Origin of the sequence: Actinophytocola sp. (assembly GCF_035942955.1) — a bacterium.
Classification (GTDB): Bacteria; Actinomycetota; Actinomycetes; order Mycobacteriales; family Pseudonocardiaceae; genus DASYTH01.
In genome coordinates, this window is sequence record NZ_DASZCQ010000073.1 from 1 (window position 1) to 14,415 (window position 14,415).

At 69.6% G+C, this 14,415-nt stretch carries 15 protein-coding genes; 9 read left to right on the plus strand and 6 right to left on the minus strand.

The features are described from left to right. Positions 1 to 169 precede the first annotated feature (169 nt). The 4 genes from VGX25_RS07685 to VGX25_RS07700 form a co-directional block, all read right to left on the minus strand. A complete protein-coding gene (locus VGX25_RS07685; RefSeq protein WP_326916918.1) occupies positions 170 to 607 on the minus strand; it encodes a nitroreductase family deazaflavin-dependent oxidoreductase in 438 nt (145 codons plus the stop codon). After that, entirely contained in the window at positions 600 to 824 is a 225-nt protein-coding gene (locus VGX25_RS07690; protein ID WP_326916919.1) for a hypothetical protein, read from the minus strand. The genes VGX25_RS07685 and VGX25_RS07690 overlap by 8 nt, the downstream gene beginning before the upstream one ends. A 23-nt stretch (positions 825 to 847) precedes the next feature. Further along, positions 848 to 1,639: an ABC transporter permease gene (locus VGX25_RS07695; RefSeq protein WP_326916920.1), complete on the minus strand. Its 792-nt coding sequence runs from the start codon at positions 1,637 to 1,639 to the stop codon at positions 848 to 850. A gap of 115 nt (positions 1,640 to 1,754) precedes the next feature. After that, positions 1,755 to 2,717 (minus strand): ATP-binding cassette domain-containing protein, encoded by a 963-nt coding sequence (locus tag VGX25_RS07700; RefSeq protein WP_326916921.1) that lies wholly within the window; start codon positions 2,715 to 2,717, stop codon positions 1,755 to 1,757. Positions 2,718 to 2,791: 74 nt separating this feature from the next. On the opposite strand from VGX25_RS07700, the gene VGX25_RS07705 reads away from it, so the two are divergent. The 3 genes from VGX25_RS07705 (at position 2,792) to VGX25_RS07715 (ending at position 5,479) form a co-directional block, all read left to right on the plus strand. Further along, positions 2,792 to 3,535 (plus strand): TetR/AcrR family transcriptional regulator, encoded by a 744-nt coding sequence (locus VGX25_RS07705; RefSeq protein ID WP_326916922.1) that lies wholly within the window; start codon positions 2,792 to 2,794, stop codon positions 3,533 to 3,535. Then, positions 3,532 to 4,158 carry an alpha/beta hydrolase gene (locus tag VGX25_RS07710; RefSeq protein WP_326916923.1) on the plus strand — a complete coding sequence of 209 codons (627 nt, stop codon included), beginning with the start codon at positions 3,532 to 3,534 and terminating at the stop codon, positions 4,156 to 4,158. The genes VGX25_RS07705 and VGX25_RS07710 overlap by 4 nt, the downstream gene beginning before the upstream one ends. A gap of 94 nt (positions 4,159 to 4,252) precedes the next feature. Next, positions 4,253 to 5,479 (plus strand): LCP family protein, encoded by a 1,227-nt coding sequence (locus VGX25_RS07715; protein WP_326916924.1) that lies wholly within the window; start codon positions 4,253 to 4,255, stop codon positions 5,477 to 5,479. A 254-nt stretch (positions 5,480 to 5,733) separates the two neighbouring features. Here VGX25_RS07715 and VGX25_RS07720 read toward each other — a convergent pair whose 3' ends face one another. Continuing rightward, a complete protein-coding gene (locus VGX25_RS07720) occupies positions 5,734 to 6,189 on the minus strand; it encodes a peroxiredoxin (protein ID WP_326916925.1) in 456 nt (151 codons plus the stop codon). Positions 6,190 to 6,217: 28 nt separating this feature from the next. Here VGX25_RS07720 and VGX25_RS07725 point away from each other — a divergent pair, with 28 nt between their 5' ends. Then, complete coding sequence (locus VGX25_RS07725) at positions 6,218 to 6,796, plus strand: hypothetical protein (protein WP_326916926.1); 579 nt, start codon at positions 6,218 to 6,220, stop codon at positions 6,794 to 6,796. Here VGX25_RS07725 and paaI read toward each other — a convergent pair. After that, positions 6,783 to 7,151, minus strand: coding sequence for a hydroxyphenylacetyl-CoA thioesterase PaaI (paaI, locus tag VGX25_RS07730; protein ID WP_326916932.1), 369 nt, complete (start codon positions 7,149 to 7,151; stop codon positions 6,783 to 6,785). The genes VGX25_RS07725 and paaI overlap by 14 nt on opposite strands. Before the next feature lie 124 nt (positions 7,152 to 7,275). Here paaI and icmF point away from each other — a divergent pair, with 124 nt between their 5' ends. The 5 genes from icmF to VGX25_RS07755 all read left to right on the plus strand — a co-directional run bounded on the left by icmF (position 7,276) and on the right by VGX25_RS07755 (position 14,191). Continuing rightward, positions 7,276 to 10,515 (plus strand): fused isobutyryl-CoA mutase/GTPase IcmF, encoded by a 3,240-nt coding sequence (icmF, locus tag VGX25_RS07735; RefSeq protein ID WP_326916927.1) that lies wholly within the window; start codon positions 7,276 to 7,278, stop codon positions 10,513 to 10,515. Positions 10,516 to 10,551: 36 nt separating this feature from the next. Beyond that, positions 10,552 to 11,415, plus strand: a complete 864-nt coding sequence (locus VGX25_RS07740) for a 3-hydroxybutyryl-CoA dehydrogenase (protein WP_326916928.1) — start codon at positions 10,552 to 10,554, stop codon at positions 11,413 to 11,415. A 53-nt stretch (positions 11,416 to 11,468) separates the two neighbouring features. Continuing rightward, the gene (locus VGX25_RS07745) at positions 11,469 to 12,683 is read left to right on the plus strand and encodes a hypothetical protein (protein WP_326916929.1); all 1,215 of its coding nucleotides are present in this window, start codon (positions 11,469 to 11,471) and stop codon (positions 12,681 to 12,683) included. Between the two features lie 70 nt (positions 12,684 to 12,753). After that, positions 12,754 to 13,551, plus strand: a complete 798-nt coding sequence (locus tag VGX25_RS07750) for an oxygenase MpaB family protein (RefSeq protein WP_326916930.1) — start codon at positions 12,754 to 12,756, stop codon at positions 13,549 to 13,551. A 10-nt stretch (positions 13,552 to 13,561) separates the two neighbouring features. Beyond that, the gene (locus VGX25_RS07755; protein WP_326916931.1) at positions 13,562 to 14,191 is read left to right on the plus strand and encodes a helix-turn-helix domain-containing protein; all 630 of its coding nucleotides are present in this window, start codon (positions 13,562 to 13,564) and stop codon (positions 14,189 to 14,191) included. Positions 14,192 to 14,415: the final 224 nt, after the last annotated feature.

The following is a 14,415-nucleotide window of genomic DNA, read 5'->3' on the forward strand; positions in this document are numbered from 1 at the left end:
ATCCACAGCCACCCCCTCAACCAAGATCAACTGTCGGTCCTCCCTCGTAGAATGGACGACGGCCCCCACCCAATGAAGGGGTGGGGGGTGGGTTCGTGGGCTCCCGGGGGAGTCGGCAAAGGCGGCCACCTGCGGGTCTGCAGCGGACCTTGGTCAGGTGCGACGCGGTTCAGGTGGGGGGCTCGGGGATCGGGTCGAGGATGACGATGGGGATCTGGCGGGTGGTTTTGGCCTGGTAGTCGGTGTACTTGGGGAAGAGGGCGGTCATGCGGGACCAGAGGGCGGGGCGTTCGGAGTCGGTGGCGGTGCGGGCGCGGGCGGGGAAGGTGTCGGGGCCGACCTGGAGGACGACGAGGGGGTCGGCGAGCAGGTTGAGGTACCAGGCGGGGTGGGTCGGTTCGCCGCCGGAGGCGACGACGAGGTAGCGGTGGCCGTCGCGGGCGTAGTAGAGGGCGGTGCGGCGGAGCTTGCCGGACCTGCGGCCGCGGGTGGTGATGAGCAGGGTGGGGCGGCCGCTGAACCGGTGGCCGGAGCGGCCGCCGGAGGTGACGTAGCGGCGGATGTGGCGGGCGACCCAGCCGATCGGGCTGTCGGTGAGGTCAGGCACGGTCGAGGATGGCCACGGGGATCTTGCGGGGCACCCTGGCCCGGTGGCAGCGGTACGCCGAGAAGATCGACGTCATCAGGTCCCGGAGTGGCCGGCGTTCGGCGTAGGAGAGGGCGGTGTAGCGGAGTGTGCCGGGCTTGCGGCCGCGGGTGGTGGTGAGCAGGGCGGGGCCGTGGACGCGGCCGCCCTTCCTGCTGTCGGTGATCTTCTCGGTCATGGTCCCTCCCGCCGGGCATCCTTTCACCGGTTGAGGTTGCGGTATCGGCGGACGGACAGCGGCAGGAAGACCGCCACGAAGATCAGCGGCCAGAGCACGGCCATCAGCACCGCGTGGTGCGCGATCCACGACGACCCGGCCGCCTCCGGGTTGCCGAACAGCGAGCGGGCCGCGGTCACCGTGGCCGAGATCGGGTTCCACTCGGCGATCGTGCCCAGCCAGCCGGGCATCTGCGCCGGCGCGACGAACACATTGGACACCATGGTGAGGGGGAACAGCAGCGCCCACAGGTTGTTGGCCGTTTCCGGGCTGGGGATGACCAGGCCGAGGTAGATGCCCAGCCAGATGAACGCGAACCGCAGCAGCAGGAGCAGGCCGGCGGCGGCCAGCGCGTCGAGCGGGCCGCCGCGGACGTGCCAGCCCACCGCCAGCCCGCAGCCGATCAGGATCAGCAGGTCCAGCATGGAGTTGGCCACATCGGCGATGCTGCGCCCGACCACGACGCCGGAGCGGGCCATCGGCATCGAGCGGAACCGGTCGGTCACGCCCTTCGCCGCGTCGGTGGTGATCGCGACCATGGTCGACCCGGCGCCGAACGCCATGGTCATGGTGAACATCCCGGGCAGCAGGAACTCGCGGTAGTCGCCGCCGCCGTACACCGACATCGCGCTGCCGAACACGAACCCGAACAGCAGCACCGACACGATCGGATAACCCAGGCTCCACAGGATCCGCGCCGGCTCCCGCACCCAGTACGTGAAGTCGCGGACGGCCACGGTCCACCCGTCCGCCACGGCCCACCGCACCGTGCTCACCGTTCCTCCCTTCATGGCACTCCACCTCGCCTCCGGCCCGGTCACTTAGGGCACCATCCTTCCGGCGGGCCTCATGATCTTGTGGTTCGTTGATGGGACTCGGCGGGAGCCGGGGTCATGCCGGCACCTCCACCGCGTGGTGGCCGGTCAGCCGGAGGAACACCTCGTCGAGCGTCGGCCGGCGCAGCGCCACGTCCTCGGCGACGATGCGAGCGCCGTCCAACTCCGAGAGCACTGCTCCCAAGGTGGACATCCGCTCTCGCACCGGAGCACTGATCCGGCGGGTGTCCGTGTCGACCTCGACCTCGGCCGCGCAGATCCGCCCGATGATCCCGGCGGCGGCCGGCAGGGCGGCGCCGTCGCGCAGGACCACGTCGATGCGGTCGCCGCCGATCCGCGACTTCAGCTCATCGGGTGAACCTTCGGCGATCACCCGGCCCCGGTCGATCACCGCGATCTGGCCGCAGAGCTGGTCGGCCTCGTCGAGGTACTGCGTGGTCAGCAGGACTGTGGTGCCGCCGGCCACCAGCGACCGGACCGCCGCCCAGACCTCGTTGCGGCCGCGCGGATCCAGCCCGGTGGTCGGCTCGTCGAGGAACAGCACCCGCGGTGCGAGGATCAGGCTGGCCGCCAGGTCCAGCCGGCGCCGCATGCCGCCGGAGTAGTGCTTCACCGACCTGCCGGCCGCCTCGGTCAGGTCGAACCGCTCGAGCAGCTCGTCGGCCCTGCGCCGCGCCGCCCGCGCCCCGAGGTGGAACAGCCGGCCGAACATGACCAGGTTCTGCCGCCCGGACAGGATCTCGTCCACCGCGGACTCCTGCCCGGTAAGGCCGATCCGGAAGCGCACCTCCTCGGCCCGCTCGACGACGTCGAACCCGGCCACCGCCACCCGCCCGCCGTCCGGCCGCACCAGCGTGGCCATGATCCGCACGGCCGTGGTCTTGCCGGCGCCGTTGGGCCCGAGCAGCCCGCACACCGTGCCCTCCGGCACCGCCAGGTCGAACCCGGCCAGCGCGGCGGTGTGCCCGTAGCGTTTGGCCAGCCCCTCCGCGAGCACCGCGAATCCGGTTGAGCCCACTCCGTCCTCCCAGAACTCCGTATGATGTACGACGATAGTCCCGTACAGAATACGGAGTTGTAGGATCGGCCACAATGCCAACCGAGAAGAGCGATGCGGAGCGCAGCCTGGCGCTGCTCTGGGGTGCACAGGACCGGCCAAACCGCGGCCCCAAGCCCGCCTTGACGGTCGACGTGATCGTCCGCGCCGCGATCAAGATCGCCGACACCGAGGGGATGGCGGCGCTGTCCATGCGCCGGGTCGCCGAGACGCTCGGGGTCGGCACCATGTCGCTGTACACGTACGTGCCGGCCAAGGCCGAGCTGTTCGAGCTCATGGTGGACACGGTCCTCGGCGAGACCCCGTTGCCCGAGCCAGGACCCGGCGGCTGGCGCGCCTGGCTGGAACGCTTCGCCCGCAACGGCCTCGACGGCTACCGCCGCCATCCCTGGCTGCTCGAGGTGTCGCTGACCCGCGGGCTCATGGGGCCCAACCAGACCGCGGCACTGGACGCGTTGCTGCACGCGATCTCCGGGATCGGCCTGAGCAAGGGCGAGATGATGGCCGTGGTGCAGCTGGTCGTCGGCTACGTACGGGGCGTCGCACAGTCCACAGTGGAGTCAGCACGGCTCGAGCAGCGCACCGGGGTCACCGACGAGCAGTGGTGGACCGAGGTCGCCCCGTTGCACGACAAGTACATCGACGCCGGCCGGTTCCCCACGCTGACCGCGGTCTTCTCGGCCGAGGACTGGGACGAGTGGATCGACGCGTTCGAGTTCGGCCTGCAGCGGGTGCTCGACGGGATCGAGTCGTTCGTCGACGCCCGCGCCACCTCATGACCGCGCCCGCCCCGCGGCTCCGGGTGCTCCGGCCGGCCGGTGAGGTGCGGGCCGCGGTGCTGCTGCTGCACGGCGGGCAGGAGAGCAGCCTCGGCCGCGCGCACCGGCTGCGCCCGGCCTACCTGCGGATGCTGCCGTTCGCCCGCGACCTGCACCGGCACGGCCGCCGGCACGGGATCGCGGTGTGGCTGCTGTGCAACCGGTACCGCGGGTGGAACAAGCCCGACCTGCATCCCGTGGCCGACGCCCGGTGGGCCATCGCCGAGATCCGCCGGGCCCATCCCGGCGTGCCGATCGCCCTCGTCGGTCACTCGATGGGCGGCCGGGTGGCGCTGCGGGTGGCCGACGAGCGCGGCGTGGTGGCCGTGTGCGCGCTGGCCCCGTGGACCACCGAGAAGGACCACGTCGACCAGCTCGCCGGCAAGCGCGTGCTGATCGCGCACGGCGACCGCGACACCACCACCAGCCCGGACGCGTCGTACGCCTACGCCGAGCGGGCCAAGTTGGTCACCCCGGACGTGTGCCGGTTCGACATCCGCGACGGGGACCACGCCATGATGCGCCGGGCACGAATGTGGACGCTGCTGGTCCGCCGGTTCGTGCTCGGGGCGCTGGGCACCTAAGGTAGCCAGGGCAACCCCTCGGGGGCCTCCCACGTCTTGGAGAAGGAGCGTGGGAGGGCGGGGAGCAATGAACTACGCACCGCGGAGAACGGCGATGAGCTACGGGCCACAGGGTCCGCCGAGGCGGCCGGGTCACGGCAGCACCCGGCGCATGGAGGTGCCCGGTGACCAGCAGCTTTACGGCGACCGGGGGCAGTACGGCGCAGACCAGCGACTGTACGGCGACCGCGGTCAGCGCGCGTACGAGGACCAGTACCAGTACGGCGACCGGCAGCAGTACGCGGACCAGCGGCGCTACGGCGACCAGCGCCGGCCGGGCGACCGCCCGCCGCCGGGTGGCTACGGCGCTCCGCCGCGGCCCCGCCCGCGCCGGCGGCGCCGGTTCGGGCGAGTGCTGCTGATCATCTTCCTGGCGTTCGTGGTGCTGATCGGCGCCGTGTGGCTGTACCTCGACCTGAACCTCAACCGGGTGCAGGCGCTCACCGACTACCCTGGCCGGCCGGCCGCGGGGGCCGGGACCAACTGGCTGATCGTCGGCTCGGACAGCCGGGCCGGACTGTCCGCGGAGGACCAGGAGCGCCTTGCCACCGGCGACGCCAAGGGGCAGCGCACCGACACCATGATGCTGCTGCACATCCCGGACAACGACACCAAGCCGACCCTGGTCAGCCTGCTTCGTGACTCCTATGTGGACATTCCGGGCAAGGGCAAGAACAAGCTCAACGCCGCCTACGCGTTCGGCGGGCCGAAGCTGCTGGCGCAGACCGTGGAGCTGAACACCGGGCTGCGGCTGGACCACTACATGGAGATCGGCTTCGGCGGGTTCGCCGAGATCGTCGATTCCATCGGCGGCGTGGAGATGTGCCTCAAGGAACCGATCGACGACCCCAAGGCCGGGATCAAGCTGCCGGCCGGCTGCCAGGAGCTGACCGGCGAGCAGGCGCTGGGCTACGTCCGGACGCGGGCGACCCCGCGCGCCGACTACGACCGGGTCATCCACCAGCGGGAGTTCATCGGCGCGCTGACCGACAAGGCGGCCAGCGCCGGCACCCTGCTCAACCCGTTCAAGCTCTTCCCGTTGCTGGCCAACGCTCCCGACGCGATCACCGTCGACGAGGGTGATCACCTGCACAACCTGCCCGGCCTGGCGTTCGCGATCAAGGGCGCGAGCGACGGCAGCACGGTCTCCACGACCGTCCCGGTCGGACGCAACGTCGGCTCGGCGCTGCAGTGGGACGAGGCCAAGAAGAACGCGTTGTTCGACGCCCTGCGCACCGACCAGCCGGTGCCCGACAGCGCGCTGGTGGACTGTGCTTGCTAGCTCGGGCAAGGCCGCCCTGTCGCCTTCGGCGAGCGGCCTCGGGTTGGGTTGCTTGGGTGGTTGCGGGCCGGTGTTGGGGGGTTGGGTTTCGTGGGTGGTTGGCTGACGACGCCTGCGGGCAGGGCTCGTTCCTCGCCCTGCCCTGGTCGTCGTGGGGCGGCCGCCCTCGCCAAAGATTGGCGACCCCAGCGCAGTTTTCGGGCCGCTCGGTGTTTGGGCCGCTCGGTGTTTGGGTCGCTCGGGGTTTGGGGCGGTTAGGTCTTTTGGTCGTGTAGGGCGGCGAGTGCCTTGTCGGCGTGCACGTTCATCCGCAGCTCGCTCTTGATCACCTCGAGCACCCGGCCGTCGGTGTCGATGACGAAGGTCTGGCGCTTGGTGAGCAGCGGGCCGAAGCCGCGCCGCACGCCGAACGAGCGTGCCACCGCACCGTCCTCATCGGACAGCAGCGGGAAGTCGAACGAGTGCTTGTCGGAGAACGCCCGCTGCTTGGCGACCGGGTCCGGGCTTATCCCGACCCGGATGGCGCCCACCGCGGCGAACTCCGCGGCGAGGTCGCGGAAGTGGCAGCTTTCCGCGGTGCATCCCGGGGTCATCGCGGCCGGGTAGAAGAACAGCACCACCGGGCCGTCCGCCAGGAACTCCTTGAGACTGCGGATGGTTCCGGTCTCGTCCGGCAACTCGAAGTCCGGCGCCAGCTCTCCCGCCTTCATTGAGATCTCCCTCGCTTAAGCTACATCCGTGACCAGGATCGCACGCATCGTCACCGAGCTGCTATCGCCGGCCATCGTGGTGATCCTGCTGCCGATCGCGGTCGCCTGGCAGGCCACCGGGTACCACCCGCTGCGCACCCTGTTCTGGGGCCTGGTCGTCGCCCTGTTCTACAGCGTGCTGCCGATGATCTTCATCGTGCGTGGCGCGCGGGCCGGACGCTGGGACGGCCACCACGTCCGCGACCGGGCGGACCGGTTCATGCCGCTGCTGGCCTGCCTGGCGTCCGCCCTTGCCGGGTTGGTGATCCTGGTGGCCGGGGCGGCGCCGCTGGACGTGGTGGCGCTGGCCTTGGCGATGATCGGCACCCTTGCGGTGTGCCTGGCGATCACGACCAGGTGGAAGGTGTCGCTGCACGCCACCGTGGCCGGGGGAGCGGTGGCCACGGTGACCCTGCTGTACGGCGGGTGGATGCTGCTGCTCACCCCGCTGCTGGCGCTGGTGTGCTGGTCGCGGGTGCGGCTCGCCGACCACACCGCCGCTCAGGTGCTGGTCGGCGCCGTGCTCGGCCCTCTCATCGGCGGCGCGGTGTTCCTCATGATCCGATAGTTCGGCTCCGGCCGCGGAACTCCGCCACGATCTCCTCGCCGCGAAAGACGGTGACGTCGTAGACGCCGCTGCGGCCGAAGCGGACCCGTTCCCGGGCCCTGGCCTCGAGGACGTCGCCGAGCTTGACCGGGGCGACGAACGTGATGTCCGCGTCGGCGGCCAGGGTGACCGGGCCGTGGCTGTTGCAGGCGCAGGCGAACGCCGAGTCGGCCAGCAGGAACAGGTAGCCGCCGTGCGCGACGTCGTGGCCGTTGATCATGGCCGCGGTGATCTCCATCCGCACCACCGCGCGGCCGGCGCCGGCGTCGACCAGCTCCATCCCGAGGGACCGGGAGGCCAGGTCTCCGTCCCACATCACACGCACGGCTTCAGGGATCACCGAGCCTCCGTCTCTACCATGGAAATCGCCATGTTCTCACAGGTGAGAGGCTGGACACACACTAGTTGCACCTCCGACAGTAGGAAGTCAAACTATTTCTATGAGCACGGCCACGCTGCACCGTCCGGTGCACCCGGTCCGCTTCGTCACGGCCGCCAGCCTGTTCGACGGCCACGATGCGGCGATCAACATCATGCGCCGAATCCTGCAGACCCAGGGCGCGGAGGTGATCCACCTCGGCCACAACCGGTCGGTGCGCGAGGTCGTGCAGGCCGCCGTCCAGGAGGACGTGCAGGGCGTGGCGATCAGCGCCTACCAGGGTGGCCACGTCGAGTACTTCACCTATCTGGTGGAACTTCTCGCCGAGCACGGCGCGGGCCACGTCAAGGTGTTCGGCGGCGGCGGGGGAGTGATCGTCCCCGAGGAGATCAAGCTGCTGCACTCGCGGGGCGTCGCGCGGATCTTCTCCCCGGAGGACGGCCAGGAGCTCGGCCTGGCCCGGATGATCAACTCGATGATCGAGGCGTGCGACTTCGACCTGGCGGCGTCCCCGCCGGCCGGGCTGGACTCGCTGTTCGCCGGCGACCAGCCCACCCTGGCACGCACCATCACGCAGATCGAGGCGGGCCGGCTGTCCGACGAGGCCCGCTCGGCGATCGCCGAGGCCGCCGCCGCGCGGTCGGTCCCGGTGCTGGGAATCACCGGCACCGGCGGGTCCGGCAAGTCCTCGCTGACCGACGAGCTGGTCCGGCGGTTCCGGGTGGACCAGCAGGACAAGCTGCGCATCGCGGTCGTGGCCATCGACCCGACCCGGCGCCGGGGCGGCGGCGCGCTGCTCGGCGACCGCATCCGGATGAACTCGCTGGACGGTGACCGGATCTTTTTCCGCTCCATGGCGACCCGGGGAGCGGTCACCGAGGTGCCCGAGGCGCTCATCGACGTGATCGCGGCGTGCAAGGCGGCCGGCAACGACCTGGTGATCGTGGAGACGCCCGGCATCGGGCAGGGCGACGCGGCGATCGTGCCGTTCGTGGACATCTCGCTGTACGTGATGACGCCCGAGTTCGGCGCCGCGTCCCAGCTCGAGAAGATCGACATGCTGGACTTCGCCGATGCCGTCGCCATCAACAAGTTCGAGCGCCGCGGGGCCGAGGACGCCCGCAGGGACGTGGCCCGCCAACTCGTGCGCAACCGCGAGGCGTTCGGCGTGTCCTGGGAGTCCATGCCGGTGTTCGGCACCAGCGCCGCGACCTTCAACGACGACGGCGTCACCGCGCTGTACCAGCACCTGCGCACGCTGCTGGCCGAGGACGGGCTGGCGGCCAGCGAGGGATCGCTCGCGCCTGCGCCCGGCCGGGTGTCGACCAAGGCGGCCACCGTGGTGCCGCCGGGGCGGGTGCGCTACCTGTCCGAGATCGCCGAGACGGTCCGCGCCTACCATGCCCGGACCGACGAGCAGGTCGCCGCGGTGCGCCGACAAGCCGCGCTTTCCGAGGCACAGCAGGCACTTGCCGAAGCGGATTCGTCCACTTCGGACCTCGATCGGTTGACGGACGAGGCCGCGCGGCGGGTCGACCGGGACACCGCGGAGCTGCTCGCGCAGTGGCCGAAGACCGCGGACGAGTACTCCCGCGAGGAGTTGGTGGTCCGCGTCCGGGACAAGGAGCTGCACACCCTGCTGTGGCGGGAGACGCTGTCCGGCAACAAGATTCCGCGGGTGGCGCTGCCGCGCTACGACGACCAGGGGACGCTGCTGCGGTTCCTGCGCAAGGAGAACCTGCCCGGCCGGTTCCCGTTCACCGCGGGCGTGTTCCCGTTCAAGCGGGAGACCGAGGACCCGGCCCGGATGTTCGCCGGCGAGGGCGACGCGTTCCGCACCAACCGGCGGTTCAAGCTGCTGGCCCACGGCGAGGCCACCCGGCTGTCCACCGCGTTCGACTCGGTGACGCTCTACGGCCACGACCCGGACACCCCGCCGGACGTGTACGGCAAGATCGGCACCTCTGGCGTGTCGATCGCCACGCTGGACGACATGAAGGCGCTCTACGCCGGTTTCGACCTCACCGCGCCGACCACGTCGGTGTCGATGACGATCAACGGCCCGGCGCCGACGATCCTGGCGTTCTTCCTCAACACCGCGATCGACCAGCGGATCGACGCGTTCCGCGCCGAGCACGGCCGGGAGCCGACCGCAGACGAGCGGCGCGAGATCACCGCGTGGACGTTGAGCACGGTCCGCGGCACCGTGCAGGCCGACATCCTCAAGGAGGACCAGGGGCAGAACACCTGCATCTTCTCCACCGAGTTCTCGCTGCGGATGATGGCCGACATCCAGGAGTGGTTCATCGCCAACAAGGTCCGCAACTTCTACTCGGTGTCGATCTCCGGCTACCACATCGCCGAGGCCGGGGCGAACCCGATCAGCCAGCTCGCTTTCACCCTTGCCAACGGGTTCACCTACGTGGAGTCCTATCTGGCCAGGGGCATGCACATCGACGACTTCGCGCCGAACCTGTCGTTCTTCTTCTCCAACGGGATGGACGCCGAGTACAACGTGATCGGCCGGGTGGCGCGGCGGATCTGGGCGATCGCGATGAAGGAGCGCTACGGCGCCAACGAGCGGTCGCAGAAGCTGAAGTACCACGTGCAGACCTCGGGCCGGTCGCTGCACGCGCAGGAGATGAACTTCAACGACATCCGCACCACCCTGCAGGCCCTGTGCGCGCTGTACGACAACGCGAACTCGTTGCACACCAACGCCTACGACGAGGCGATCACCACGCCGACCGAGTCCTCGGTGCGCCGCGCGATGGCCATCCAACTGATCATCAACAAGGAGTGGGGCCTGTCGATGAACGAGAACCCCTTGCAGGGCTCGTTCATCATCGACGAGCTGACCGATCTGGTCGAGGAGGCGGTGCTGGCCGAGTTCGACCGGCTCTCCGAGCGCGGCGGCGTGCTCGGCGCCATGGAGACCGGCTACCAGCGCGGCAAGATCCAGGACGAGTCGATGCTCTACGAGCAGCGCAAGCACGACGGCTCGCTGCCGTTGATCGGCGTCAACACGTTCCTACCGATCAAGGGCCACGAGGACCACGTGACCACCATCGAGCTGGCCAGGGCCACCGAGGAGGAGAAACGGTCCCAAGTGGAGCGAACTCGGGCGTTCAAGCAGCGGCACGCCGCCGAGGCCGCCGAGGCGCTGCGCCGGCTGCGTGAGGCCGCGGCCACGGAGGCGAACGTGTTCGGCGTCCTCATGGAGGCGGCCCGGGTCTGCACGCTCGGCCAGATCACCGAGGCTTTCTTCGAGGTCGGCGGCCAGTACCGGCGCAACGTCTAAGCTCGGGCCGGGACATCGTCGTCGGAAGGGATAGCCGTGGCCGAGATCAGTCGGGTGGGGGTCGTCGGGGCGGGGTTGATGGGCTCCGGGATCGCCGAGGTGTGCGCGCGGGCCGGGCTGGACGTGGTGATCAGCGAGGTCGACCGGGACGCGGCCGACGCGGGGCGGCGGCGGATCGAGGCGTCGCTGGCCCGGGGCCTCAAGCACGCCAAGCTCACCGAGGCCGAGCGGGACGAGGCGCTCGGCCGGATGCGGTTCACCACCGACCTCGGCACGTTCGCCGACCGCCAGCTGGTGATCGAGGCCGTCGTGGAGAACGAGCAGGCCAAGACCGAGGTGTTCACCGCGCTGGACAAGGTGGTCGGCGACCCGGAGGCGATCTTCGCGTCCAACACCTCGTCGATCCCGATCATGAAGCTGGGCATGGCGACGTCCCGCCCGCACCAGGTGATCGGCATCCACTTCTTCAACCCGGTGCCGGTGCTCAAGCTCGTCGAGCTGGTCCCGTCGCTGCTCACCGGGGACGCCACCCGGGAGCGCGCGAAGTCCTTTGTGGAGGGTCTGCTTGGCAAGCAGGTGATCCTGTCCCAGGACCGGGCCGGGTTCGTGGTCAACGCGCTGCTGGTGCCGTACCTGCTGTCGGCGATCCGGATGCTGGAGTCCGGGTTCGCCTCCGCCGAGGACATCGACCACGGCATGGTGCTCGGCTGCAACCACCCGATGGGCCCGCTGGCGCTGACCGACCTGATCGGGCTGGACACCACCAAGGCCATCGCCGAGTCGATGTACGACGAGTTCAAGGAGCCGCTGTTCTCCCCGCCGCCGCTGCTGCTGCGCATGGTCGACGCCGGGTTGCTGGGCAAGAAGAGCGGTCGCGGCTTTTACGAGTACCGTTCCTGAATGCTACGAAACAGTTACTGGCAGTGTGAGCGGTCCCGGGGCATGCTGAATGCATGACCACCGAGGGCACGCATAGCCATAACGAGGTGGACGGACCCGTCACCGGCTCGGTAGTACAGGTTGGCCACCTCGCCGGCACTGTGAATGTGTACCTGGGTGAGGCGGAGCGGCTCAAGCGGCAGCTCACGGAAACCCAGGCCGGCTTGGCGGCCGTGGAACAGCAACGCAACCGGTTCCTGGCTATCGTGGAGGCCCTCGTCACGATCAACATGCGGTTGAAGGACGACCGGCAGCGGCTGCTCGACAAGCAGGACGATCTGCGCCTCCAGCTGGAACAGACCAACGAGCGGCAGGCCGAGGTTCTGCGCACCCTCAGGCTGATGGATCGTCGGGCGCGAGACCTCGCCCTTCAGCTCACGCGCACCAGCCGCCAGCTGGGCCAGGCACATGACCGCATCGACGAGGCCAACCGCCTGATCCACGTGCTGCAGGACCGCGCGAAGCTGCTCGAGGCGAGGCTTCGCACGGAGCTTCCGTCCGTACACGATTCGAATCTCGGCATTCCGGAGCCGGCGATCCCGGTCAGTGTGTACCGGCAGGCGCTGGACCGCACCGAGGAAGCACTTCAGTCCGGCACGGAACGAATGGCGCAACTGAATGAGCGGTTCGCCCAGCCGCCCGTGGGCGCACCCGGCATCGTGGGCGCCGAACCGGCGGATGCCCACCCCGCACCGGTGGGCCGCTGCAGCGGACACGTCGCTGCCGAACGGGGTGATTCGTCATTATGGAAAGGCGTGGGTGGGCTGGCCATGGTCGGTGTCATGGCTTTCGTAATATATGGCAACATAACCTCGCCCAGGCTGGACTATGCGAGCGGCAACAGGCCTGAGCAAGAATGGACCGCATGCTTCAGTTCGCCTTGCGTGCCATTGCTGATCGGCTACAAATGGAACCTGTCAGATCTTGCCGGCATTACGACTAACTTCACCACGAACCGCAGCGACGTGCGCTCCCTGACCGGAACCCTGAGCTATGACCCCGACCGGTGTCCATCGGCAAGCATCGACTGGTCGGTTCGCGGCGACGGAACAACGCTGAGCTCGGGCACTCTCACCGCCGAGCAGCCCCGCATCGAGTTGGACGCACCGCTGGCCGACGGCACGCAGCGGATCACGTTCACCGCATCTCGTTCTCCGGGCGACACGAGCTGTGCCCTGACGTGGGATTCCCCCAAGGTGCACACGGACAACTTCTTGGCGCCGTTGTAGCGTGATACAAAGAGGCATGGATGTCTCATCGATTCAGACTGAGGTTCCGTGCCTACCTGGGCCGGGGTCGATGCACTGGCGGTACGGCGGCGAGGTCCGCGGCTACCTGCTGCTGGTGAAGGCCGGCCTGCTGCAGCTCATGCACCCCGGCCTCGGCGCGGGTGTCGAGCAGCATTCGGACTTCTTCAACGAGCCGTGGGAGCGGGTGCTCCGCTCGGTCCCGGAGATCCAGGGGACCACGTTCGACTGGCCGTCAGGCGCCGCGACCGCCCGCAGGATCCGCGACTTCCACACCGACATCAAGGGCGTCGACGGCCGCGGGCGCCGGTACCACGCGCTCGATCCGGAGGTGTACTTCTGGGCCCACGCCACGATCTTCGACGCGCTGTTCCAGATGATCGACCTGTTCGACCATCCGATGAGCCTGGCGGAAAAGGAGCAGCTGTACGCCGAAGGGTGCGAGATCTACCGGGCGTACGGCGTCAGCGACCGGGTCATGCCGCCCGACTGGCCGTCGTTCGTCGAGTACTTCGACCGCGTCTGCCGCGAGGACCTGGAGATCACCCCGGCCGCCGCCGGTCTGATCGCCTTCGCCAAGGACCCACCGCGGACGTTCCCCCTCGTTCCCGCGCCGCTGTACCGCGCGCTGCGCCGGCCAACCGCCCGCCCGCTGTGGTGGATCGCGGTCGGCACCCTGCCCGTCCCCGTCCGCTCACTGATCGGTGAGCGCTGGACCGACCGGGACGAATGGCTGTTCCGCCGGTTCCGCGGCCTGGTCCGGCACACCTGGCCGCTGGTCCCGCCCCGGCTGCGCTACACCGCGCGGGCCAGGGCCGGTTTCCGGCGAACCGGCGTCGGCCCTCGGTAGGCTCGACGGTGTGGCGGCACCGGACGCGAGCGCCCTGCTCGACCTGGTCATGGCGGGGCAGTCGGCGACCGACACCGTCGCCGAGACGATCCTCGACGCCGCGCTCGACGAGTTCCTCGCCTACGGCCTCCGCCGCACCAACGTCGACGCCGTGGCCAAGCGCGCAGGCGTCTCCCGTGCCACCCTCTACCGCCGCTTCGACGGCAAGGACGCCCTCGTCCAGGCCGTCCTCGTCCGCGAGTGCCACCGGTTCTTCACCAGCATCGTCGCTGCCATCGGGCACCTGCCCACCATGGAGGAGCGCCTCGTCGAGGGCTTCGTGATCGGCGTCCGCCACGCCCGCACCCACCCCCTGATGAACCGGCTGATGGCCAGCGACTCCGAGGCCCTGCTCCCGTACCTCACCGTCAACGGCGCCCTCGTCGTCGCCGTCGCCCGCGACTTCCTCGTCCAGCAAGGCGAATCCGTCGACGGTCCGCTCCCGTCCATCGCCGGCCGCACCCCCGCCGGCGTCGCCGAGCTCTTCGTCCGCCTTGCCATCTCCTTCACCCTCACCCCCCACAGCGCCATCCCCCTCGACACCGACACCGCCGTCCGCGCCTTCGCCCGCAACTATCTCGCCCCCCTCATGCGCCCGTAACCGAATCGGCCACCCCGTCAAGCCCCCTCCGCCTCGGCGCGCCCAGTTGTCCACACCCACCCCACCTGTCCACACCGGCCCCGAAGTTGACCCGTTGCCTCACGTCAAGATGCCCGCGTAGGGGGAGTCGTTGCCTCATGAGAAATGCCCGCCATGGACAGCCCGGTGTAGGGGTTGATCGGGAAGTAGGTGCGGGTGACCTCGGCGGCCAGCGCGTCGGACAG